Origin of the sequence: Microbacterium sp. CGR1 (assembly GCF_051062835.1) — a bacterium.
Taxonomy (GTDB): domain Bacteria; phylum Actinomycetota; class Actinomycetes; order Actinomycetales; family Microbacteriaceae; genus Microbacterium.
Genome location: NZ_JAOTPG010000001.1, coordinates 2175143 through 2196549, shown reverse-complemented (window position 1 = coordinate 2196549; position 21407 = coordinate 2175143). Strand labels below are relative to the sequence as shown.

Here is a 21407-nt window from a genome sequence, read left to right as displayed (position 1 = left end):
ACCGCACAAACCCACCCGAATGCAAGGCTGCGACCGAGGGGTAACGTGGCACCCGTGACCGATTCCACTGCCGCTCCCCGGGTCCTCGTCCGCACGGAAGGCGCGCTCGGCAGGCTGACGCTCAACCGGCCGGAGGCGATCAACGCACTCGACCTCGGCATGATCCAGCTGCTCACCGAGGCGCTCGAGGCATGGCGCGAGGACACCGACGTGCAGATCGTCCTGATCGACGGCGAGGGCGAGCGCGGGATGTGCGCGGGCGGCGACGTGCGCGGACTGCATGCGCAGATCGTGGCCGGTCGAGCCGACGAGACCGCGGAGTTCTTCCGTGCCGAGTACGCACTGAACGCGATGATCGCCGAGTACTCGAAGCCCGTCGTGTCGCTGGCAGACGGCATCACGATGGGCGGAGGCGTCGGGCTCTCAGGTCACGCGGCCATCCGCATCGTGACGGAGCGATCGAAGCTCGCGATGCCCGAGACCCGCATCGGCTTCACGCCCGATGTGGGGGGAACGTGGCTGCTCGGTCGCGCTCCCGGCCGGCTGGGCGAGTACTTCGGCCTGACGGGCGGCACCATGAACGGAGCGGATGCCGTGCTGATGGGCTTCGCGGACCATTTCGTCCCGTCCGACCGCCTCGACGCGCTGCGCGAGGCGCTCGCGTATCGCGCGGACCCCACGGGTCCGGCCGAGATCGTGCTGCTGTTCGACGAGACCCCCGATCCGTCGGAACTGTCGGCCGCGCGCCCGTGGGTCGACGAGGCGTTCTCGGCCGACACGGTCGCCGAGATCATCTCTCGCCTGCAGGAGCAGGGCACGGCGGATGCCACGGCCACCGCCGAGCTGCTCGACAGCCTCGCCCCGACCGGCCTCACCGTGACCCTCGACGCGGTCCGCGAGGCTCGGGCGCTTCCGAATCTCCGCGCAGCGCTCGAGGGGGAGTACCGCCGCGTGATGTGGTTCGTGACGCGTCACCCCGATCTCGTCGAGGGGATCCGCGCGCAGCTCGTCGACAAGGACCGCAACCCGAAGTGGGATCCCGCGACGATCGCCGACCTGGCCCCGGATGCGGGCGCAGAGGCGCGAGAGTTCGTGCCGGATCGCCCCCTCTTCTGAGGCATATCGATATATCCGCGGTTGTTCACCACGGTGCATAAACGGCTGGCCGCAGGCGGAATGGTTCGCTGTCAGCGAAGGTCCGCCCACAGGGGGATACGAATGTCCGCGGTTCGTGGCACTCTGTCATATGCGCGATCGTCGGCCCGCGTCCGCCCGTCGGGAGATCTGCCGCTTCATCCTTCCTAGAAAGTCCGCCTGTGCTGGGAAAAATCCTCGTTCGATATCTGTCCCGCTATAAGTGGTTGCTCGTGGCCGTGCTGGTCTTCCAGTTCGCCAGCGCGATCGCGACTCTGTACCTTCCCCGTCTCAACGAAGACATCATCAACAAGGGCGTCGCTCAGTCCGACACCGACTACATCTGGCGCACCGGCCTGTTCATGCTCGCCGTGTCGCTCGGCCAGATCATCGCCTCGGTCATCGCCACGTACTTCGCCGCCCGTGCGTCGATGGGGGCGGGCCGCGACATCCGCGCCGACGTGTTCGGCAAGGTGAGCGGATTCTCCGAGCGCGAGGTCTCGCAGTTCGGGGCCGGTTCGCTCATCACCCGCAACACGAACGACGTGCAGCAGGTGCAGATGCTCGCGATGATGGGCGCCACCATGCTCGTCACCGCGCCGCTGCTCGCGATCGGCGGCATCATCTTCGCCGTGCAGACGAACATCGGCCTCAGCTGGCTGATCGCGGTCTCCGTGCCGCTGCTGCTGATCGTCGCAGGTCTCGTCGTGAGCCGCATGGTTCCGCTGTTCCGCAGCTATCAGGGCAAGCTCGACACCGTGAACCGCGTCATGCGCGAGCAGCTGACCGGTGTGCGCGTCGTCCGTGCATTCGTGCGCGAGCGCATCGAAGAAGAGCGATTCCGCGAAGCGAACACCGACATCATGGTCGTCGGCCGCAAGGTCGGCTCGCTGTTCGTGCTCCTGTTCCCGCTGTTCATGCTGATCCTCAACGTCACGGTCGTGGCGGTCGTCTGGTTCGGCGGCATCGAGGTCAACAGCGGCACCGTACAGGTCGGCACGATCTTCGCCTTCATGCAATACATCGGTCAGATCATGGGCGGCGTCATCATGGCGAGCTTCATGGCGATCATGATCCCGCGCGCCGCCGTCTCGGCCGAGCGCATCGGCGAGGTCCTCGACACGACCTCGAGCATGGAGCGTCCGACCGACGGTGTCACCGACTTCCCTGCCGCGGGCGCGGTCGCGTTCGACGATGTCGAGTTCACCTACCCCGGCGCGGATTCGCCCGTGCTCAAGGGCATCAGCTTCGCGGCTGAGCCCGGCGAGACTGTGGCGATCGTGGGCTCGACGGGTGCGGGCAAGACCACTCTCGTCTCGCTGATCCCTCGGCTCTTCGATGCCACGGGCGGTGCGGTGTTCGTCGGAGGAGCCGACGTCCGCCAGGCCGACGTCGAGTCGCTCTGGGCGACCATCGGCCTGGTTCCCCAGCGTCCGTTCCTGTTCACGGGGACCGTCGCATCGAACCTGCGCTATGGCCGCGAAGACGCCACGGACGAAGAGCTGTGGCACGCCCTCGAGATCGCGCAGGGTCGCGACTTCGTCGAGGAGATGCCTGACGGCCTCGAATCGCGGATCACGCAGGGTGGCACGAACGTCTCAGGCGGGCAGCGTCAGCGTCTCGCGATCGCCCGAGCGATCGTGCGGCAGCCGCAGATCCTCGTGTTCGACGACTCGTTCTCGGCGCTCGATCTCACCACCGACGCGCGTCTGAGGCAGGCGCTGTGGCGCGAGCTGCCTCACGTGACCAAGATCGTGGTCGCGCAGCGCGTCTCGTCCATCACCGATGCGGATCGCATCGTCGTGCTCGAAGGGGGCACCATGGTCGGCGTCGGCACGCACGAGGAGCTCCTCGAGACGAGCACGACCTATCGAGAGATCGTCGAGTCGCAGCTGGGGGTGGACGCATGAGCGAGCAGAACGAACCCCAGACGCGTCGGGGTCGCGCCGCCAAGGCGACCGCGACCGAGGCGACGGCAAGCACCGCGACTGTCGAGCCGGGACTGACCGACGAAGAGAAGTACGAAGCCGAACTCGCCGAGAAAGCGCGCCAGAACGGCGGCGGCTGGGACAGCGTCGCACCGGGCAAGGCCGACAACTTCGGCAAGAGCTTCAGCCGGATGATCGGACTGCTGAAGCCCTCAGCCGTGTGGTTCATCCTGGTCTCCATCGCCGGCGCGGTCGGCGTCGTGCTCACGGTCGCCGCGCCGAAGGTGCTCGGTGAGGCCACCAACCTCATCTACAAGGGCTTCATCTCGGTGCAGCTCGGTCAGGCGAACGGCGATTTCCCGGGCTTCCCGGCCGGCACGTCGCAGGACGACGTGGTCGCGGCCCTCCGCCAGGGCGGACAGGACGACTACGCGAACCAGGTCGCAGCCCTCGGCAGCTTCCAGGTCGGTGACGGCGTCGACTTCGATGCGCTGCGGTGGGTCATCATCGCGGTCCTCGCGATCTACATCGTGGCCGCCTTCCTGAGCTGGATCCAGGGCTACGTCATCAACGTCATCATGGTGCGCACCATGTGGCGCCTGCGCGAGCAGGTCGAGGCGAAGATCAACCGGCTGCCCCTGTCGTACTTCGACAAGGTGCAGCGCGGTGACCTGATCTCGCGCGTCACCAACGACATCGACAACATCACCCAGACGATGCAGCAGTCGCTGTCCGGTGCGATCACGGCCGTTCTCACCGTCGTGGGCGTGCTGGTGCTGATGTTCTCGATCTCGTGGCAGCTCGCCCTCGTCGCGCTCGTCGCCCTGCCGCTGATGGGTGTGATCTTCGGCGTCATCGGTCCGAGGTCTCAGAAGGCCTTCGGCACGCAGTGGCGCAAGGTCGGTCGTCTGAACGCCCGCGTCGAGGAGGCATTCTCGGGCCACGCGCTCGTGAAGGTCTTCGGACGCGAGCAGGACGCCCTCGACAAGTTCAAGGACGAGAACGAGGAGCTGTTCCAGGCGAGCTTCAAGGCGCAGTTCCTCTCGGGGATCATCATGCCCGCGATGACCTTCGTCGGCAGCCTCACCTACGTGGGCATCGCCGTGCTCGGCGGACTCATGGTCGCGAACGGTCAGCTGCGTCTCGGTGACGTGCAGGCGTTCATCCAGTACTCGCAGCAGTTCACGCAGCCGCTGTCGGAGCTGGGAGGCATGGCCGCGGTCGTGCAGTCCGGAACAGCATCGGCCGAGCGGGTGTTCGAGCTTCTCGACACCGAGGAGCAGGAGGCCGATGAGGCGGACGCTCCGCCGCTCGCCGACGGCCAGGGCGTCGTGGAGTTCGAGAATGTCGCGTTCTCCTACACGACCGAGCGCCCTCTGATCACCGACCTCTCGTTCCGCGTCGAGCCGGGCCAGACCGTCGCGATCGTCGGCCCCACCGGGGCCGGAAAGACGACGCTGGTCAACCTGATCATGCGGTTCTACGAGCTGAACGGCGGGCGCATCCTGCTCGACGGTCAGGACATCTCCGAGGTCACTCGCGACCAGCTGCGTTCGCGCACCGGCATGGTGCTGCAGGATCCGTGGTTGTTCGCGGGAAGCATCCGCGAGAACATCCGGTACGGCCGGTCTACCGCGACCGACGACGAGGTTCTCGAGGCCGCGAAGGCGACGTATGTCGACCGCTTCGTGCACGCACTGCCCGAGGGGTACGACACGGTGCTCGACGAGGACGCGTCGAACGTCTCGGCGGGTGAGCGTCAGCTGATCACCATCGCGCGGGCCTTCGTCGCCCAGCCGTCGATCCTGATCCTCGACGAGGCGACATCGGCGGTCGACACCCGCACGGAGCTGCTGCTGCAGCACGCGATGGCGGCCCTGCGACAGGGGCGCACCTCGTTCGTGATCGCGCATCGCCTGTCGACCATCCGTGACGCCGACCTCATCCTCGTGATGGAGCACGGTGACATCGTCGAGAAGGGCACGCACGACGAGCTGATCGCTGCGCAGGGTGCCTACTGGCGTCTGTACCAGTCGCAGTTCGAGCAGGCGGCGACCGACATCGACGCCGAGGACGCACTCACGGGATCGACTCCGGTCGTCGTGAGCGGCGACGCGGAAGAGGCAGCGGCGGCCGCGCAGGTCGGCGCCTCGGTGGGTGCGCAGACCCCCGCGGCCGAGACCGCTGCAGCCCAGGCGATCGTCGAGCGGCCGGACTCCGGTGGTCAGAACGGCTGACGCGAACGCAGCGTGAACCGACAGACGCCCCGCCCCGTTGATTCGGGGTGGGGCGTCTGCGTACGGGCTATCGCGTGGGGAGTTCCTGGCGGGGCCGGCCTCAGCGCTGCGCTTCGGTGAGTCCGAACAGCTCGAGCGGGTGAGTCAGCCGCCACCACGGGCTCGGTGGGTCCACGTCGTCTGCCAGCGACACCGACGTCGTCACGGTGTTCAGTGGTCCGACGCTCGTGATCGTGCCGATCTCGTCGCCCTCCTCGCGGTTGTCCCCGAGGGTGAACGTCGATGTCGCCTGCGCGGTCGCCCCGTTCCACAGCACGAGGTCGGCGTCGGCATCCGCGATGACATCGGTGGTCGTTCCCCACAGAGTCGTGACTGTCCCGACCACCGTGCCCTTCGCGACAGCCGGCGCCTGCGCCTGAAGCGCGGTCTCGACCTGCGAGAACAGCGAGCGGGTCTGAGCCAGGCGCTGTTCGTCATCGGCCTGCCCGAGCACGGCGGCGTACAGGTGCACCGTGACGTCGTCGATGGTGATGTCCTTCGCGGTCAGCAGGTTCCAGCTGTCGCCGAGGGTGCCGGTCTTCACTCCGACGACTCCGGCGTCCGCCAGCATCCCGTTCGTGTTCGTGACGGTGCCGGCACCCGGGAGGTCGATCGAGGGGGTGCCCACGATGCCCGCGAAGACCGGATTCTGCATCGCCATCTCGGCGAGCGCGACGAGCGACTCGGGCGTGGCCGTGTTGCGGGCGTCGAAGCCCGACGGCGTCGCGATCGTGATGCCGTCGAGACCGCGGTCGCGCAGCCAGACGGTGGCAGCCGAGGAGAACGCCGACTCCGATCCCCAGATCTCTCTGGCGAGGCGGTCGATGTAGTTGTTCGCGGACCCCAGAAGGGTCCCCTGCAGCAGCTGCAGTTCGGTGAGCGTGCCGCCGACGGGCACGTCGAGGGCTGACTGGTCCGATCGCCGGTAGTCCCAGTAAGCGAGGTTGTCCGCCCGGGTGAAGGAGAACTCCGGGCCCTGCTCGCCCACGGCGAGCGGCATCCGTTCGAGCACCATCAGGCTCGATACGACCTTCGTGACGCTCGCGATCGCCGCGGCGTCGAGAGACGAGGAGGCGGTGGAGAGCCCGCCGACACCGACGGCGCCGCTTCCCTGAGTGGGCCACGAGATCGCTGCCGCGTCCGCGGCTGTCGGCGACACCTCGGCCGCCTGCACGGTCGGCGCCACCTCGTGCAGAGGCCAGAGCATGGTCGTCCCCGCGTACGAGGCGACCAGTCCGACGAGAACGCCGAGCGGCACCAGAAGGCCCGGACGCGCGATTGCCGGGCGCAGCCGGGCATCCTTGAACAGCGCGGAGCCCGACGCAGTGCGGGCGTTCTCGTCCAGTGAGCCGCTGGTCGTCTCCTCGGCGACCCTGACCGGGTCGACCCAGGTCAGCGGCGTCCCGCCGCTCGCAGCACCCGCCCACTGCGCCTGGGGCTCGTCGTCGAACACCGCGAGGGCGTCAGCCTCGATGGGCGTCGCGGGGGTGGCGCTCGGCGCGCCACTTCCGGATGCAACGCCCACGGGCGCATCGGCTACTGGAGCGTCGACCACGGGCGCATCACCCCCGGGCGCGTCGCCTGCAGGCGCGTCGGAGGCGGTGGCCTCGGCGGATTCAGGAGCGGTCACCTCCTCACGGTACCGAACTCGCGCGCAGATCCGCGGCGCTGCAACAGGAGCAGACGCGAGTGTCGGCACTGGGTAAGATCGTGAGGACAACCACGGGAGTCCGGCGAGCCGGGCTGAGAGGGAGCGAATCGCGCTTCGACCGTCGAACCTGATCTGGGTAATGCCAGCGCAGGGAGGAGCTACTGATGAGTACATCCACGTCCGGATCCACCACGGAATCGGCATCCGCCACCGCATCCCCCTCGAAGGGCCTCGGTCGCCCGGAGCTCTGGCGCTGGCGGGTCGTCGACATCGTCGTGGCCAGCGTCATCGCGGTCGCGTGCGCCCTGGTCTTCCTGCTCTGGAACGTCGGGTACGAGGTGCCGAGCAACATCCTCACCCCTCTGCTCCCCGGCGTGCAGGGTCTGCTCGCGGGCCCGTGGCTGATCGCCGGAGTGCTCGGCGGTCTCATCATCCGCAAGCCCGGCGCCGCGCTCTACACAGAGCTGGTGGCCGCCATCATCTCTGCGCTCGTCGGCAACGCGTGGGGACCCCTCACGATCGTCTCGGGGCTCGTGCAGGGCCTCGGCGCCGAGCTGATCTTCCTCGTCTTCCTGTACGGCGTCTGGCGCCTTCCCGTGGTCATGCTCGCAGGAGCGGGCGCGGGCCTCGCCTGCGGCATCAACGACCGCATCCTCTGGTACGCCGGGGCCGACACGCTGTTCACCACCGTCTACATCGTCTCGACGACCATCTCGGGGGCGATCATCGCGGGGCTCGGTGCCTGGCTGATCGCCCGAGGACTCGCGGCGACGGGCGCTCTCGGCCGGTTCGCTGCCGGCCGCGAGGTCACCGCACGCGTGTGACCTCGCCCACGACGCCCGCCACCCTCGAAGCCCGCGGCTGGGGGTGGCGGTACGCGACGCGGCTGCGCTGGGCTGTGCGCGACGTCGACCTGCGCATCGAGCCGGGGGAGCGGGTGCTGCTGCTCGGCGCCTCGGGTTCGGGCAAGTCGACCCTGCTGCAGGGCTTCGGCGGCGTGCTCGGTGGGGCCGATGAGGGCGAGACGCAGGGCGCGCTGCTCGTCGACGGGCAGAAGCCGACCGATGCGCGCGGGCGCGTCGGCATGGTCCTCCAGGACCCCGACACCCAGACGATCCTCGCCAGGGTCGGCGACGACGTCGCGTTCGGATGCGAGAACCTCGGCGTCCCTCGCGACGAGATCTGGCAGCGGGTGCGGCACGCGCTGGATGCCGTCGATCTCGACGTCGCGCTCGATCGGTCGACAGCGGCCCTCTCGGGCGGCCAGAAGCAGCGCCTCGCCCTGGCCGGGGTGCTCGCGATGCGCCCCGGCGCGATCCTCCTCGACGAGCCGACAGCCAACCTCGACCCGCAGGGTGTGCAGGATGTGCGGGATGCCGTGGCCGCCGCGCTCGACGTCAGCGGCGCGACCCTGGTCGTGATCGAGCATCGCATCGACGTCTGGCTGCCGCTGGTCACCCGCGTCATCGTGCTCGGCGCCGCCCCCGAGGGGACGGTCGTCCTCGCGGACGGCAGCCCCGATGAGGTGCTCGGGGCTCGGGGCGCCGAGCTCGCGGCATCCGGTGTGTGGGTTCCGGGGCATCCGCCTGCCACCCCGCCCGCGCCGTCGCAGAGGCCGGGGGAGACGCTGCTCGAGGCGCGAGGGCTCTCGGTCTCCCGACGACGCGGGCTGGCGGTGGCCGGTCCCTTCGACATCGACGTGCGCGCCGGTGAGGCGCTGGGGGTGACGGGTGCGAACGGCGCCGGAAAGTCGACTCTCGGGCTCACGCTGGCGGGGCTCATCCCCGCCGAAAGCGGTCGGGTCTCGGCGCTGCCCTCCCTCGCCGCCGGGGAGAAGGCTGATCCTTTCCGCTGGTCCTCGCGAGCACTGCTCACCCGCATGGCGAACGTCATGCAGACGCCCGAGCATCAGCTGCTCGCGAAGACGGTGCGAGATGAGCTGTCGGTCGGCCCCCGAGCCCTGAAGCTCCCGGAGGCCGAGATCGCCGTGCGGGTCGACGACCTGCTCGACCGGCTGCGACTCACATCACTCGCCGGCGCGAACCCTTACACGCTGTCGGGCGGCGAGAAGAGACGCCTGACCGTCGCGGCCGCCCTCGCCACGCGCCCCCGGATGCTGGTGCTCGACGAACCCACGTTCGGTCAGGATGCGACGACCTGGGCCGAGCTCGTCGGCCTGATCGCTCGCCTGCGCGACGAGGGAACGGCCGTCGTCGCGATCAGTCACGACGAGGCCGTGCTGGACGCCCTCCGCGCCCGCCGCATCGAGGTGGGGCGATGATCGATCCGCTCACGGCCCGCATCGAACGACCGGGACCGATCGCCCCGCGCTCCGCCCTGGCCAAGCTCGCCGCGGCGCTGCTCATCGCGCTGCCGCTCGTGCTGACGATCGACGTCGTGTCGGCTTCCGTCGCGCTGCTGCTCGAGATACCGCTCCTGTTGCTCGCAGGCCTCCGCGCGAAGGAGTTCTGGACCCGCACCGCGGTGCTGTGGATCGCCGCTCCGCTCGGTGCGGTCACGATCGCCCTGTACGGCGCGACCAGCGGCACGATCCATGTCGAATGGCTCTTCATACGCATCAGCGACGGATCGCTGGCCCTCGCCGCGGCGACCGCGGTGCGCGTGCTCGCGATCGGCCTGCCCGCGGTGGTGCTGTTCATCACGGTCGATCCCACCGACCTCGCCGACGGCCTCGCCCAGCGGGCCAAGCTTCCGGCGCGGTTCGTCGTCGGGGCGCTCGCCGGCATGCGCATGATGGGCCTGCTCGTCGAGGACTGGCGAGCGCTGGCTCTCGCCCGGAGGGCCCGGGGCGTCGCCGACGAGGGGCGCGTGCGCCGCGCGTTCGGCATGGCGTTCGCGCTGTTCGTGCTCGCGATCCGTCGCGGGTCGTCGTTGGCCACGGCCATGGAGGCGCGCGGCTTCGGCGGAAGAGCGCCGAGGTCGTGGGCCAGGGAATCAGTGTGGGATCGACGGGACACAATGCTCGTGGTCGTCGCCTCGGTGATCCCGATCGTCGCTATCACCGTGGCCGTGCTGACGGGGGCCTGGAACTTCATCCTCGGCCCGACGGCCTGACAAAGAGCCTGAGTCCCACGCTCCGGCGGCGGTGCTCGACACCTCCAGCGCATACTCAGCTTTCTCATAGCTGGAATGCCGATGTATTCGCTAGCATGGAGCGAACCCAAGGGGAGTACTCCACCACGGGCGGCTCGTCATTACGGATGTCCCTGCATCCCGGGTCCCCGGTCCTCGTTCTCGAGGATGGAGAAGACCTTGGCGTCGACATCGTCACGCCTACGTCTTCTGGAGACCCTCTTGAACATCACCCCCCTCGTGTGGATCATCACGATCGCCGTCACGATCGCCTTCTTCGTGTACGAGTTCTTCGCCCACGTGCGAAAGCCGCATGAGCCCACCATCGGCGAGTCCGCCCGCTGGTCGGCCTTCTACATCGGCCTCGCGCTGCTGTTCGGCGTCGGCATCGGCACTGTCTCGGGCTGGACGTACGGCGGCGAGTACTTCGCCGGCTACCTCACCGAGAAGGCGCTGTCGATCGACAACCTCTTCGTCTTCCTGATCGTGATGACCGGCTTCGCCGTGCCGCGGATGTATCAGCAGAAGGTGCTGATGATCGGCATCGTGATCGCGCTCATCATGCGCGGTGGGTTCATCGCCCTCGGCGCGACGCTGATCGAGAACTTCTCCTGGATCTTCTACCTCTTCGGCGCTCTGCTGCTGTTCCTCGCGTACCGCCAGGCATTCGCTCAGGGTGACCACAACCCGGCGAACGGTCGCTTCATGCGCTTCGTGCGCCGCATCCTGCCGGTGAGCGACGAGTACAACGGCGACCGCCTCACGGTGCAGCGCAACGGCAAGCGGTTCTTCACCCCGATGTTCCTCGTGATCATCGCGATCGGCTTCGTCGACCTGATCTTCGCGGTCGACTCGATCCCCGCGATCTACGGCCTGACCGAAGAGGCGTACATCGTCTTCACCGCCAACGCCTTCGCCCTGATGGGTCTGCGCCAGCTGTACTTCCTCATCGGCGGTCTGCTGGAGCGCCTGGTGTACCTCGCGCAGGGCCTCGCGGTCATCCTCGCCTTCATCGGTGTGAAGCTCGTGCTGCACGCGATGCACGTCAACGAGCTGCCGTTCATCAACGGCGGCGAGCCGATGCTGTGGGCTCCCGAGATCCCGATCTGGTTCTCGCTGGTCTTCATCGGCGCGACCATCGCGGTCGCCACCGTCGCGAGCCTCATGAAGACGCGCCGAGACGACAGGCGCGACGCACTCGAGAACTCCTCCGCCGCCTCTGCACCCCTCACCACCGACACCCAGAAGGAACACTCGTGAACCAGTCGCGCCGATCCGACGCGTCCGCAGACCCTGACAGACCCGGCGCCCGAAAGACCTCGGGCGCCCCTGCACCTCGTGAGGTGACCCGCTGATGGGCGACCTCGCGCTGAACATCGCCCTGGTGTTCGTGTTCGTCCTCGTCGGCGGCGTGTTCGCCGCGACCGAGATGGCGCTCGTCACGCTGCGGGAGAGCCAGATCAACGCGATCGCGGCTCGAGGCAAGCGCGGCGAGAAGGTCGCGGGCCTCGCCCGCAATCCCAACACCTTCCTCTCGGCCGTGCAGATCGGTGTGACGGTCGCCGGATTCGCCTCGGCGGCGTACGGTGCGACGTCCATCGCCCCCTCTGTCGCCCCGCTGCTCGAGAACCTCGGCGTCGCAGCCCCGCTCGCCCTGACGCTCGCGACCGTGCTGCTGACGCTGGTGATCGCGTATCTGTCGCTCGTGCTCGGCGAGCTCGTGCCCAAGCGGCTCGCGATCCAGCGCAACGCGCAGTTCGCCTATGCCGTCGCGCCGGTGCTCGACGGCTTCGCCACGATCATGCGACCCGTGATCTGGCTGCTCTCGGTGTCGACGAACGCGGTCGTGCGACTGCTCGGCGGCGACCCGAACAAGGCGGCGGACGAGCTCAGTGAGGAGGAGCTGCGCGACATCGTCGCGACGCACCAGAGCCTCCCCGACGAGGAGCGCCGGATCCTCGACGACGTCCTGTCGCTGCGCGGACGCCAGGTCAGCGAGGTCATGCGGCCTCGTCCGGAAGTCGTCGCGCTCGACGGCGCGGCGACGCTCACCGATGCGATCGCCCAGGTGCGGGAGCTGCCGTTCTCGCGGTACCCCGTGATCGACGCCTCGCTCGACGACATCGTCGGCTTCGTGCACGTGCGCGACCTCTTCGAGGCGGCAGCCGACGACGCGACGCGTCCGGTGCTCGGACTCATGCGTCCCGTCGAGTACGTGCCGTCGACGGCCGGGGTGCTGCCGACTCTGACCCGTATGCGGGCTGCGGGGCACCAGATCGCCGTCGTCGTCGACGAGTACGGCGGCACCGACGGCATCGTGACCCTCGAGGACCTCGTGGAGGAAGTCGTCGGCGAGATCTTCGACGAGTACGACACCGAGGAGCGGATGCCGGATGCCGGCGGCGCACTCGACGGTCGCCTCAACCTGCAGGACTTCTCGGAGATCACCGGGATCGACCTGCCGCGTGGAGCATCCGACACGGTCGCCGGATTCGTGACCGAGATGCTCGGACGCCTCGCGGTGGTCGGCGACGCGGTCGAGGTGCCCGGCGCGACGATCCGCGTGACGGCGATCGATCGGCGACGGATCGCCGAGATCCGCGTGGCGCTGCATGAGGATGCGGAGACGGATGCCGCGGCGGACGCTGAGGGGCGCGGCTGAGCCTCAGCTCTCGTTCCACAGCCTCCGGTAGTACTCCAGTCGCTCCCGATCGGGGGTGACGCCGTAGGCCTCGATGAGCACGTCCTCCCATCCTGGGCCGAAGTTCCAGGTCGTGCTCATCGAGGCCACGGCGATGTCCGCCCAGCGGTCGGCGGTGCCGAGGGCTGCGAGGTCGACGTGGGCGAGCGGGCGGCCGTCGTCATCGAGCAGCGTGTTGGGCATGCAGGCGTCGCCGTGACACACGACGAGTCGATCGACGGGTGGCGGCGTGAGCAGGTCGTCCGGAACATCGACGCCCCGCTCTCGGGCGTTCGCGATCCTCCGCGCCGGGTCCCAGCTCCAGGGGCACTCGTCGACGGGCAATGACGCGTGCAGCGTGCGCAGCGCGATGCCGACCGCGCGCACGGCGGTCTCGGGGTCGTCGCGCCACCGCGGATCCACTGCGCTGCGACCCGCGAGCGCTGCCGTGACGAGCCACTCGTGGTCGTCATCCTGACCCTGCTCGAGGACCTCGGGAACGACGATCCATTGCCGAGCCCAGCGCATCCGCTCCGCCTCGTCGCGCATGGTGGCCTCCGCGTCGTGCGGGCCCCACTTGATGTACCGCCCGTCGTCGGTCCGGAACGTGAGCCCGCCGATGCCGTTGAGCCAGACAGGGGTCAGTGCGGCGTCCCCGGCGAGCGTGCGCACGACGGCCGGGATCTCGATCTCGGTATCCGGAATGGTCATGCATCGCCCCCTTCGGAACGTATATCGGTATGCACATATTCTCCCGGTTCTGCGGGCTCGGACGCGGTTAGTGTCGATCCCGGTCGCCGTCGGCGGCCGCGTCATCTCTCCCATCAACACACCGAGGTCTTCGTGCGCGTTTCGTCCCGATCGCAGTGGTGGCGACGCCATGGCAGTGATTCCGACGGATCGGCATCCGTGCCCGAGGCCGACGGTGTCGGCACGGGTCAGGGCGTCGCGGGCGATCTGCCCAGGGCCCCGGTGATCTCGTCGCGGGAGCCCGACGAGGGGGACCTCGACCGCTTCGTCGAATGGATCTGGGCCGAAGAGGCCCACGCATCCACGCCAGATGAGCGCGTCGCGGACACACGCACCACCACAGAGGAGCAGTACAACATGAGTTCACTTGATGACGCCCTGCAGCAGCTGCTGGCCATCGAAGGCGCGACCGGCGCCGCGATCGTCGACTACGGCAGCGGCATGGCTCTCGCCCAGGGCGGCAATCCGTCATTCGACCTCGGCATCGCGGCTGCGGGCAACTCCAACGTCGTCCGCGCGAAGCTGGCGACCATGCGCGACCTCGGCGTCACCGACGAGATCGACGACATCCTCATCACGCTGAGCTCGCAGTACCACCTGATCAACGTGCTCAACACGCAGAGCGCGAACGGTCTGTTCATCTATCTCGTCCTGAGTCGGGCAGCGGCGAACCTCGCTCTCGCCCGTCACAAGCTCAAGGGCATCGCTGCGCAGATCGAGGTCTGAGCGCGAGGCATCGACGAAGGGGGAGGGCCGTGCGGCTCTCCCCCTTCGTCGTGTGCGGCCTTTCGTCATGTGCGGCGTAGGCTCGGTGTCGATGCGCTCGGGCGTGACCCCATCGCGCATCGACTGAAACTCGGAATCAGCTAAACTGACACTGAGTCGCACACGTTTCGAAGGAGAACCGCATGCAGATCCAGGGCTCGAGTGCTCTCATCACCGGCGGTGCGTCCGGTCTGGGCCTCGCCACCGCACGCAGGCTGGCAGCCGCCGGCGCCGTCGTGACCATCCTCGACCTCCCCTCCTCAGCCGGCGCCGAGATCGCCGCCGAGCTCGGCGGGGTGTTCACCGCCGGCGATGTGACGAGTGCGGATGACGCCGCCGCGGCCGCCGCTGCCGCGCAGGCCGCCGCCCCGCTGCGCATCGTGGTCAACTGCGCGGGGATCGCCCCGCCGGCCAAAGTCCTCGACCGAGAGGGCAACCCGGCCGTGCTCGCCGACTTCGAACGCATCGTGCGCATCAACCTCGTGGGCACCTTCAACGTCCTCTCGCAGGCATCCGCCGTGATCGCGAAGAACGACGCGACCGACGACGGCGACCGCGGCGTCATCGTGAACACCGCGAGCGTCGCCGCCTTCGACGGTCAGATCGGTCAGCCCGCGTACTCCGCATCGAAGGGCGGCGTGCACGCCATGACCCTCCCGGTGGCTCGGGAGCTCGCACGCCACGGCATCCGCGTCTGCACCATCGCCCCCGGCATCATGGAGACGCCCATGCTGATGGGTCTTCCGCAGGCGGCGCAGGACTCTCTCGGCCAGCAGGTGCCGTTCCCCTCGCGGCTCGGCCGCCCCGACGAATACGCCGCCCTCGTGCAGCAGATCGTCGAGAACGGCTATCTCAACGGCGAGACGATCCGCCTCGACGGTGCGATCCGTATGGCGCCGAAGTAAACCGCAGCCTCAGACCCTAGGAGAATCCATGTCACTGGCAGGAAAGACCATCCTCATGTCGGGCGGCAGCCGCGGCATCGGCCTCGCCATCGCGCTGCGTGCCGCAGCCGACGGCGCGAACATCGCGATGCTCGCGAAGACCGACACCCCGCACCCCAAGCTCGAGGGCACCGTGCACTCCGCGGCCGAGCAGATCCGGGCAGCCGGCGGACAGGCGCTGCCGATCGTCGGCGACGTGCGCGACGACGATGACATCACCGAGGCCGTCCTCAAGACGCAGGGCGAGTTCGGCGGCATCGACATCGTCATCAACAACGCCAGTGTCATCGATCTCTCGCGTTCGCTCGAGCTCGGCGCGAAGAAGTACGACCTGATGCAGGACGTCAACGTCCGCGGCACGTTCATGCTGTCCCGCGCGGCGATCCCTATCCTCAAGGACGCCGAGAACCCGCACATCCTCTCGCTGTCACCGCCCCTGAACCCGACGCCGAAGTGGCTCGGCGCGCACACCGGGTACACGCTCGCGAAGTTCGGCATGACGATGGTCACTCTCGGGCTCGCGGCGGAGTTCGCCCGCGACGGCATCGCCGCGAATACTCTGTGGCCGCGCACCACGATCGCCACCGCCGCCGTGCAGAACCTGCTCGGGGGCGACAGGGTCATGGCCGCCAGCCGCACCCCCGACATCTACGCGGATGCCGCGTACGCAGTGCTGCTCAAGCCCGCGGGTGAGTACACCGGTCAGACGCTGATCGTCGAGGACGTGCTCGAGGCCGAAGGAGTGGCCGACTTCTCGGGCTACGCCGCGGTGCCGGGAACGCCGGACGACCGACTGTTCCCGGACATCTTCCTCGACTGACGCTGTCGTGCGACGGCGCGCGGGTCAGAACAGCAGGTAGACCGCCCCGGCGATCGTCAGCACGATGACGATGCGGTCGAACAGCACCTGGTTCATCCGCTTGGCCAGACGGATGCCGACGAGGGCGCCGATCACGACGAGCGGCGCGAGCACGGCATCCATCAGCAGCACGTGCCCCTCGAACAGGCCGAGGCCCGCGAGGAAAGGGATCTTCACGAGGTTGATGATCGCGAAGAACCAGGCCGAGGTGCCGAGGAACACCTGCACGGGTGTGCGCGTCGCGAGGAAGTACATCGACATGACCGGTCCGCCGGCGTTCGCGACCATGGTCGTGAAGCCGCCCAGCGTGCCGTAGACACCCGAGAGCACGAGGCCGCCCGGTGCCGGTGCCACGGCATCCGCCCTGTTCTGTCGCCATCGGCGCCACAGGGTCACGGCGATCATCGCCAGCAGGATCACGCCGATCGCCCGCCGCACGATGCCATCGCCCGCGAGCGCGAGGAACGCGAACCCGGCGACGAGGCCGGCGATGACGGCCGGGGCGAGGCGCAGCAGGGTCGGCCAGTGCGCGTGGCGGCGGTAGGTGATCAGTGCGAACACGTCGCCGACGATGAGCAGCAGGAGCATCGCCGCGGTCGACGTCCGCGCGGGCAGCACGGTCGCGAACAGGGCGATGGCCAGGATGCTGCCGCCGGGGAGCGCGGTCTTCGAGATGCCGATCGTGAGAGCGGCGAGGCCGAGCGCCGCCCAGGCCAGGGGGGCGAGTTCGATCACCGGGTCATCGTCGTTCCAGCAGGGCGACGATCTCGTCGTAGCCACGGGCGGCAGCGAGATCGCGAGGCAGCACGCCGTCTCCGTCGCGGATCGTGATGTCGGCGCCGCCGGCGATCAGCGTGCGCACCACCTCGACGTAGGTGTCGGATCCGTCGCCGAGCACGATCGCCTCGTGCAGTGCCGTCCAGTTCAGGTTGTTGATGTGGTTGGGGTCGACGCCCGCCTCGAGCAGGATGCCGATGGTCGACAGCAACCCGCGCTCGGATGCCGGGATCAGCGCCGTGCCGCCGAAGCGGTTGGTGCTGGTGACGTCGGCGCCGTTGTCGAGGGCCAGCCGCAGGATCTCGTCGTGGCCACGGGCTCCGGCGTAGAGGTAGGCCGAGTCCTGTATGTCGTCCTTGGTGTTCACATCGGCTCCGGCATCGATCAGTACTCGGGCTGCGTCGACGTGGTTCGCCTTGGTCGCAGCGACGAGCGCGGTCATGCCGCCGTCACCACGGGCCTCGATGTCGGCTCCGGCACCGAGGGCGGTGCGCACGGCATCCGCGTCACCCGAGAGGGCAGCGGCGAAGAGATCACGGGTGCTGTCGGACATGGAGGACTCCTCAGACGAAGGCGGCGGGCTGGCGAGTGGCGAAGTGCAGGCCGTCGCTCCCAGCGTGAGCACGCTCACGAGGGCGGCGGCGACCAGCATCCGTCGAGCTCTCATGCGTTCTGGTATACCAAACTCGCATGAGAACCGGATCAGCTGCGGGCGGCAGCGAGCGCCGCGGCGAATCGAGACGAGCGCTGCTCGATGTCGGCCCAGTCGGAGGCGGCGAGCGAGGCGCCGTTGGCGAGATCGCCACCCGCACCGACGGCGACCGCTCCGGCGCGGAACCAGTCGGCGAGATTGTCGGGTGTCACGCCGCCGGTCGGCATCAGCGGGGCGTCGGGGAAGGGGCCGCGCAGCGCGCCGAGGTACGAGGGGCCGCCGAGGGATGCCGGGAAGATCTTGACCACGTCGACGCCGAGCTCGAGCGCCCCCATGACCTCGGTCGGGGTCATGGCGCCGGTCATCACGACGCGGCCAGTGTCGAGCATCGCGCGGGTCAGCGCAGGCAGCGTGCCGGGGCTCACGAGGAACTCCGCGCCCGCGTCGGCGGCGAGTGCGGCCTGCTCGGCGGTCGTGACCGTGCCTGCTCCGATGTAGGCGGCGTCGCCGTGGCGGCTGATCAGCTCGCGGATCACCGCGGGGGCATCGGGGGTCGAGAAGGTCACTTCGATGCCGGTCACCCCGCCGTGGATGATCGCCTCAGAGGCCTCGAGCGCGAGCTCGGGCGACGGTGCGCGCAGCACAGCGAGAACGCCGGTGGCGCGGGCGCGGGAGAGACGGTCGGGCATCGAGGGCTCCTTCGGGTGGGGGGTTCGTCTCCATTCTCCCCGACCGCAACCTGTAATTACAAGTGGCGCGGACGCGGCCAGGCCTCGACGACGTCCTTCGAGTCCTTGAGCCCGAGGCCCGTGTGCTCGCGCACCAGCTTGATCGCGTGGATCTTCTGATCGGCGGCGACGAGGCGGTCGACCTCTGCCGCGACGGATGCCGGGAGTGCGCCGCGCACCGACGACGGCGTGGCCGTGATCGACGAGTGGGCCGCCGCGGCGTTCGAGACCGCAGCGAGGTGCGGCGCGGTGGTGCTGACCGACCAGTGGTCGATCCGGTCCTTCGCTTCCTGCAGGCGCACGCCGGTGTGCTGACGGTAGAGCTTGATGGCCTGGATCTTCCTGTCCGCGGCGACGAGGCGGTCGATCTCGGCGATCGCGGCGGGGGTCAACTGCGAGGCGGCGGCGGTCGATGTGGAGGTGGAGGCGACCGACCGGGCCATCGTCGGCGACGGGGTGAACACGTGCGGCTCGGGGGCCTTCGGGCGCATCGACCGCAGTGCGGCGCCGATGACCAGCACGCCGACGGCGATGACGAGGATGACTCCGCCGAGAGCGAGGATGATGTCCATCCGCTCAGTCTAGGGACGCGTGCGCCCCGGCCCCAGGGCCTTCCCACCCGGCACCGCGTACCCTGGAGATATGACCGAGACTCCCCGCACGCGCGAGACGCGCCCCGCCACGGCACCCGCGTCGTCCCGTTCGGGGGCCATCCGTTCCACCAAGAGTCCGCAGGTGCGCCCGACGACAGAGGGCTGGACACAGCAGAAGGACGCCGAGGGGCGGCCGCTGCTGCAGTTCGCGAGCCCCAAGCGCGGCAAGCCGCCGGTGCACCTCGCCGACCTCACCCCGGCCGAGCGCGTCGAGAAGGTCAAGGAGCTGGGCCTGCCCGGATTCCGCGCGAAGCAGCTCTCGACCCACTACTTCCGCCACTACACGTCGGATGCCGCCGAGATGACCGACCTCCCGGCCGACACCCGCGACCAGCTCGTCGCCGGCATGCTGCCGCCGCTGCTCACCGAGGTGCGCCGCCTCGAGACCGACCGCGGAGACACGATCAAGTTCCTGTGGCGTCTGCACGACGGTGCCCTGGTCGAGTCGGTGCTCATGCGCTACCCCGGTCGCATCACGCTGTGCGTGTCGTCGCAGGCCGGGTGTGGCATGAACTGCCCGTTCTGCGCCACCGGGCAGGCGGGTCTCACGCGCAACATGTCGACCGCCGAGATCATCGAGCAGATCGTCCGGGCCAACCGTCTGATCGCTGACGGCGGCCTCGGCGGCAAGAAGGCCGACGACCACTCGATGGAGCGCGTGTCGAACATCGTCTTCATGGGCATGGGCGAGCCGCTCGCCAACTACAAGCGCGTGATGGATGCGGTGCGCTCGATGGTCGCGCCGCAGCCCGACGGCCTGGGCATGAGCGCCCGCGGCATCACGGTGTCGACCGTCGGACTCGTGCCCGCGATCAAGAAGCTCGCCGACGAGGGCATCCCCGTCACCTTCGCGCTGTCCCTGCACGCACCGGACGACCACCTGCGTGACGAGCTGATTCCGGTGAACTCGCGCTGGAAGGTCGACGAGGCGCTCGACGCCGCCTACGACTACTACGCCAAGACCGGCCGCCGGGTCTCGATCGAGTACGCGCTGATCAAGGACATGAACGATCACGCCTGGCGTGCCGACCTGCTCGCCGACAAGCTCAACGAGCGCGGTCGCGGCTGGGTGCACGTCAACCCGATCCCTCTGAACCCGACGCCCGGCTCGATCTGGACGTCGTCCGAGCCCGCGGTGCAGAACGAGTTCGTGCGCCGGCTCAACGACGCCGGCATCCCGACGACCCTCCGTGACACCCGCGGCAAGGAGATCGACGGTGCGTGCGGTCAGCTCGTCGCGACGACCGAGGACGAAGCGGCCTCCGCCGCGATGGCCTGAGGCCCGGCGTCACCGCTCCGATCGCGGGGGTGATCGCGGAGGCCGTCTCGACGACCCAGCGACTCGGCGCGTGACAGCCACGACTCGATGCGCGCGGGGCTCGCGTCCTTGACGCCGAGCATCCTCGTTGTGCGCACCGAGCGGATGCCGCAGAACCGCAGCGTCCCCCGGGCGACGTGCGTCTGCGCGGGGAGCCCTGTGAACGGCGTGAGGAACCACGGGGTGTCGGCGAGCAGGAACAGGCGGCCGTTCGTTGCGGTCAGCAATCCCTCGGGCATCCCGAGCTTCGAGTAGCGGTACTCCTGCTGCGGCAGGAGCGCCCGATCGAAGAAGCCCTTCAGCAGCGCAGGTACCGATCCCCACCAGAGCGGTGTGAACACCACGACCGTCTGGGCCTCGGCCAGCGCGCGCTTGGCGTCGATCAGGTCGGGCTCGAGCTGCATGCGCTCGCGGTAGCCGAAGCGCAGCGACGGGTCGAAATCGAGATCGCGCAGGGCGAGGATGCGGGCGTCGCCGTGCGCTGCGGCGTAACGCCGAGCGAGTTCTGCGGTGAGGGACCGGGCATCGGGGTGGCCGTCGATGATCAGGGCGGAAGACATGCGGACTCCTATGTTGACAGTGTCAAGCAGCGGTGGACACTGTCAAGATAGGCAACAATGTTGCTTGTGTCAAGTTCCCGATCCGGCTATCACCACGGTGATCTCGCCCACGCCCTCGAGGCGGCGGCGATGCAGCTGCTCGTCGATAGGCCGGCGCAGGAGATCAGCCTGCGCGAGGTCGCACGCGCGGCGGACGTGAGCCACAACGCGCCCTACCACCACTTCTCGGATCGTCGAGGTCTGCTCAAGGTGCTGGCCGAGCGGAGCATGGCCGACTTGGTGGCGGCCGTGCGCACCGCGATCGAGGGTGCCTCCGATCCTGCCTCCGCCGCGATCGAGGGTGGGGCCGCCTACATCCGCTTCGCGGTCGAGCATCCGCACGGCTTCGATGTGATCTACGACCCGACCGTCTGCATCCCCGGCGAGCCGAGCGAGACCATGGCGCCGCTGATCGTCGAGCTCGAAGAGCTGCTGTCGGCCGCATCCGCCGCCGCGGGACTCGACAGCGAGAGCGGCGTGACCGGCGTCTGGGGGCTCGTGCACGGTCTCGGAACCCTGTGCGCGGCGGGCCACTTCTCACTCGACGATGCGCTCGCCGCGAGTGCCGAGGCGCTCGCGCGGATGCTCCCTCGCTGAGCT

20 protein-coding genes and 1 riboswitch are annotated in these 21407 nt (G+C 68.9%); of the genes, 13 read left to right on the top strand and 7 right to left on the bottom strand.

All coding sequences use genetic code 11. The features are described 5' to 3' along the window. Nucleotides 1-54: 54 nt before the first annotated feature. The 3 genes from OD997_RS10875 (at nt 55) to OD997_RS10865 (ending at nt 5299) form a co-directional block, all read left to right on the top strand. A complete protein-coding gene (locus tag OD997_RS10875; protein WP_434331582.1) occupies nt 55-1116 on the top strand; it encodes an enoyl-CoA hydratase/isomerase family protein in 1062 nt (353 codons plus the stop codon). 200 nt (nt 1117-1316) lie between these two features. Beyond that, nucleotides 1317-3044, top strand: coding sequence for an ABC transporter ATP-binding protein (locus OD997_RS10870; RefSeq protein WP_434331581.1), 1728 nt, complete (start codon nt 1317-1319; stop codon nt 3042-3044). Continuing rightward, the gene (locus tag OD997_RS10865; RefSeq protein WP_434331580.1) at nt 3041-5299 is read left to right on the top strand and encodes an ABC transporter ATP-binding protein; all 2259 of its coding nucleotides are present in this window, start codon (nt 3041-3043) and stop codon (nt 5297-5299) included. Before OD997_RS10870 ends, OD997_RS10865 begins: the two co-directional genes overlap by 4 nt. 100 nt (nt 5300-5399) lie before the next feature. On the opposite strand, the gene OD997_RS10860 is transcribed toward OD997_RS10865, so the two are convergent. Continuing rightward, complete coding sequence (locus tag OD997_RS10860) at nt 5400-6968, bottom strand: D-alanyl-D-alanine carboxypeptidase (protein ID WP_434331579.1); 1569 nt, start codon at nt 6966-6968, stop codon at nt 5400-5402. Between the two features lie 82 nt (nt 6969-7050). Beyond that, nucleotides 7051-7160: riboswitch (TPP riboswitch) on the top strand. On the opposite strand from OD997_RS10860, the gene OD997_RS10855 reads away from it, so the two are divergent. The 5 genes from OD997_RS10855 to OD997_RS10835 all read left to right on the top strand — a co-directional run bounded on the left by OD997_RS10855 (nt 7154) and on the right by OD997_RS10835 (nt 12744). Continuing rightward, complete coding sequence (locus OD997_RS10855; RefSeq protein ID WP_434331578.1) at nt 7154-7813, top strand: ECF transporter S component; 660 nt, start codon at nt 7154-7156, stop codon at nt 7811-7813. (Overlaps the previous riboswitch by 7 nt.) Continuing rightward, nucleotides 7810-9270 (top strand): ABC transporter ATP-binding protein, encoded by a 1461-nt coding sequence (locus tag OD997_RS10850; RefSeq protein ID WP_434331577.1) that lies wholly within the window; start codon nt 7810-7812, stop codon nt 9268-9270. Before OD997_RS10855 ends, OD997_RS10850 begins: the two co-directional genes overlap by 4 nt. Then, complete coding sequence (locus OD997_RS10845; RefSeq protein WP_434331576.1) at nt 9267-10064, top strand: energy-coupling factor transporter transmembrane component T family protein; 798 nt, start codon at nt 9267-9269, stop codon at nt 10062-10064. The genes OD997_RS10850 and OD997_RS10845 overlap by 4 nt, the downstream gene beginning before the upstream one ends. Before the next feature lie 240 nt (nt 10065-10304). Beyond that, nucleotides 10305-11342 carry a TerC family protein gene (locus tag OD997_RS10840; RefSeq protein WP_434331575.1) on the top strand — a complete coding sequence of 346 codons (1038 nt, stop codon included), beginning with the start codon at nt 10305-10307 and terminating at the stop codon, nt 11340-11342. Nucleotides 11343-11436: 94 nt separating this feature from the next. Beyond that, complete coding sequence (locus tag OD997_RS10835; RefSeq protein WP_434331574.1) at nt 11437-12744, top strand: hemolysin family protein; 1308 nt, start codon at nt 11437-11439, stop codon at nt 12742-12744. 3 nt (nt 12745-12747) lie between these two features. Here OD997_RS10835 and OD997_RS10830 read toward each other — a convergent pair whose 3' ends face one another. After that, entirely contained in the window at nt 12748-13473 is a 726-nt protein-coding gene (locus OD997_RS10830; RefSeq protein ID WP_434331573.1) for a phosphotransferase, read from the bottom strand. A gap of 198 nt (nt 13474-13671) precedes the next feature. On the opposite strand from OD997_RS10830, the gene OD997_RS10825 reads away from it, so the two are divergent. The 3 genes from OD997_RS10825 (at nt 13672) to OD997_RS10815 (ending at nt 16041) form a co-directional block, all read left to right on the top strand. Continuing rightward, entirely contained in the window at nt 13672-14238 is a 567-nt protein-coding gene (locus OD997_RS10825) for a hypothetical protein (protein WP_434331572.1), read from the top strand. Between the two features lie 182 nt (nt 14239-14420). Then, nucleotides 14421-15182, top strand: coding sequence for an SDR family NAD(P)-dependent oxidoreductase (locus tag OD997_RS10820; RefSeq protein WP_434331571.1), 762 nt, complete (start codon nt 14421-14423; stop codon nt 15180-15182). A gap of 28 nt (nt 15183-15210) precedes the next feature. Further along, nucleotides 15211-16041 carry an SDR family oxidoreductase gene (locus OD997_RS10815; protein ID WP_434331570.1) on the top strand — a complete coding sequence of 277 codons (831 nt, stop codon included), beginning with the start codon at nt 15211-15213 and terminating at the stop codon, nt 16039-16041. Between the two features lie 24 nt (nt 16042-16065). Here OD997_RS10815 and OD997_RS10810 read toward each other — a convergent pair whose 3' ends face one another. From OD997_RS10810 to OD997_RS10795, 4 genes are all read right to left on the bottom strand, one after another. Further along, nucleotides 16066-16815 (bottom strand): sulfite exporter TauE/SafE family protein, encoded by a 750-nt coding sequence (locus OD997_RS10810; protein ID WP_434331569.1) that lies wholly within the window; start codon nt 16813-16815, stop codon nt 16066-16068. 4 nt (nt 16816-16819) lie between these two features. Beyond that, nucleotides 16820-17410: an ankyrin repeat domain-containing protein gene (locus OD997_RS10805; RefSeq protein WP_434331568.1), complete on the bottom strand. Its 591-nt coding sequence runs from the start codon at nt 17408-17410 to the stop codon at nt 16820-16822. 149 nt (nt 17411-17559) lie between these two features. Continuing rightward, nucleotides 17560-18198: a bifunctional 4-hydroxy-2-oxoglutarate aldolase/2-dehydro-3-deoxy-phosphogluconate aldolase gene (locus tag OD997_RS10800; protein WP_434331567.1), complete on the bottom strand. Its 639-nt coding sequence runs from the start codon at nt 18196-18198 to the stop codon at nt 17560-17562. Between the two features lie 56 nt (nt 18199-18254). Beyond that, nucleotides 18255-18809 carry a ribosomal protein L7/L12 gene (locus tag OD997_RS10795; protein ID WP_434331566.1) on the bottom strand — a complete coding sequence of 185 codons (555 nt, stop codon included), beginning with the start codon at nt 18807-18809 and terminating at the stop codon, nt 18255-18257. Nucleotides 18810-18879: 70 nt separating this feature from the next. Here OD997_RS10795 and rlmN point away from each other — a divergent pair, with 70 nt between their 5' ends. Next, a complete protein-coding gene (rlmN, locus tag OD997_RS10790; protein ID WP_434331565.1) occupies nt 18880-20169 on the top strand; it encodes a 23S rRNA (adenine(2503)-C(2))-methyltransferase RlmN in 1290 nt (429 codons plus the stop codon). Here the strand turns inward: rlmN and OD997_RS10785 are convergent. Further along, nucleotides 20118-20768 (bottom strand): NAD(P)H-dependent oxidoreductase, encoded by a 651-nt coding sequence (locus OD997_RS10785; RefSeq protein WP_434331564.1) that lies wholly within the window; start codon nt 20766-20768, stop codon nt 20118-20120. The two genes, rlmN and OD997_RS10785, sit on opposite strands and share 52 nt — an antisense overlap. A 66-nt stretch (nt 20769-20834) precedes the next feature. On the opposite strand from OD997_RS10785, the gene OD997_RS10780 reads away from it, so the two are divergent. Beyond that, a complete protein-coding gene (locus tag OD997_RS10780; protein WP_434331563.1) occupies nt 20835-21404 on the top strand; it encodes a TetR/AcrR family transcriptional regulator in 570 nt (189 codons plus the stop codon). Nucleotides 21405-21407 lie beyond the last annotated feature (3 nt).

Coding starts and splice junctions, on each gene's coding strand:
- OD997_RS10795 (WP_434331566.1), bottom strand. CDS start 18,809: ATGGACATCATCCTCGCTCTCGGCGGAGTCATCCTCGTCATCGCCGTC.
- OD997_RS10845 (WP_434331576.1), top strand. CDS start 9,267: ATGATCGATCCGCTCACGGCCCGCATCGAACGACCGGGACCGATCGCC.
- OD997_RS10835 (WP_434331574.1), top strand. CDS start 11,437: ATGGGCGACCTCGCGCTGAACATCGCCCTGGTGTTCGTGTTCGTCCTC.
- OD997_RS10865 (WP_434331580.1), top strand. CDS start 3,041: ATGAGCGAGCAGAACGAACCCCAGACGCGTCGGGGTCGCGCCGCCAAG.
- OD997_RS10815 (WP_434331570.1), top strand. CDS start 15,211: ATGTCACTGGCAGGAAAGACCATCCTCATGTCGGGCGGCAGCCGCGGC.
- OD997_RS10855 (WP_434331578.1), top strand. CDS start 7,154: ATGAGTACATCCACGTCCGGATCCACCACGGAATCGGCATCCGCCACC.
- OD997_RS10805 (WP_434331568.1), bottom strand. CDS start 17,410: ATGTCCGACAGCACCCGTGATCTCTTCGCCGCTGCCCTCTCGGGTGAC.
- OD997_RS10820 (WP_434331571.1), top strand. CDS start 14,421: ATGCAGATCCAGGGCTCGAGTGCTCTCATCACCGGCGGTGCGTCCGGT.
- OD997_RS10830 (WP_434331573.1), bottom strand. CDS start 13,473: ATGACCATTCCGGATACCGAGATCGAGATCCCGGCCGTCGTGCGCACG.
- OD997_RS10800 (WP_434331567.1), bottom strand. CDS start 18,198: ATGCCCGACCGTCTCTCCCGCGCCCGCGCCACCGGCGTTCTCGCTGTG.
- rlmN (WP_434331565.1), top strand. CDS start 18,880: ATGACCGAGACTCCCCGCACGCGCGAGACGCGCCCCGCCACGGCACCC.
- OD997_RS10785 (WP_434331564.1), bottom strand. CDS start 20,768: ATGTCTTCCGCCCTGATCATCGACGGCCACCCCGATGCCCGGTCCCTC.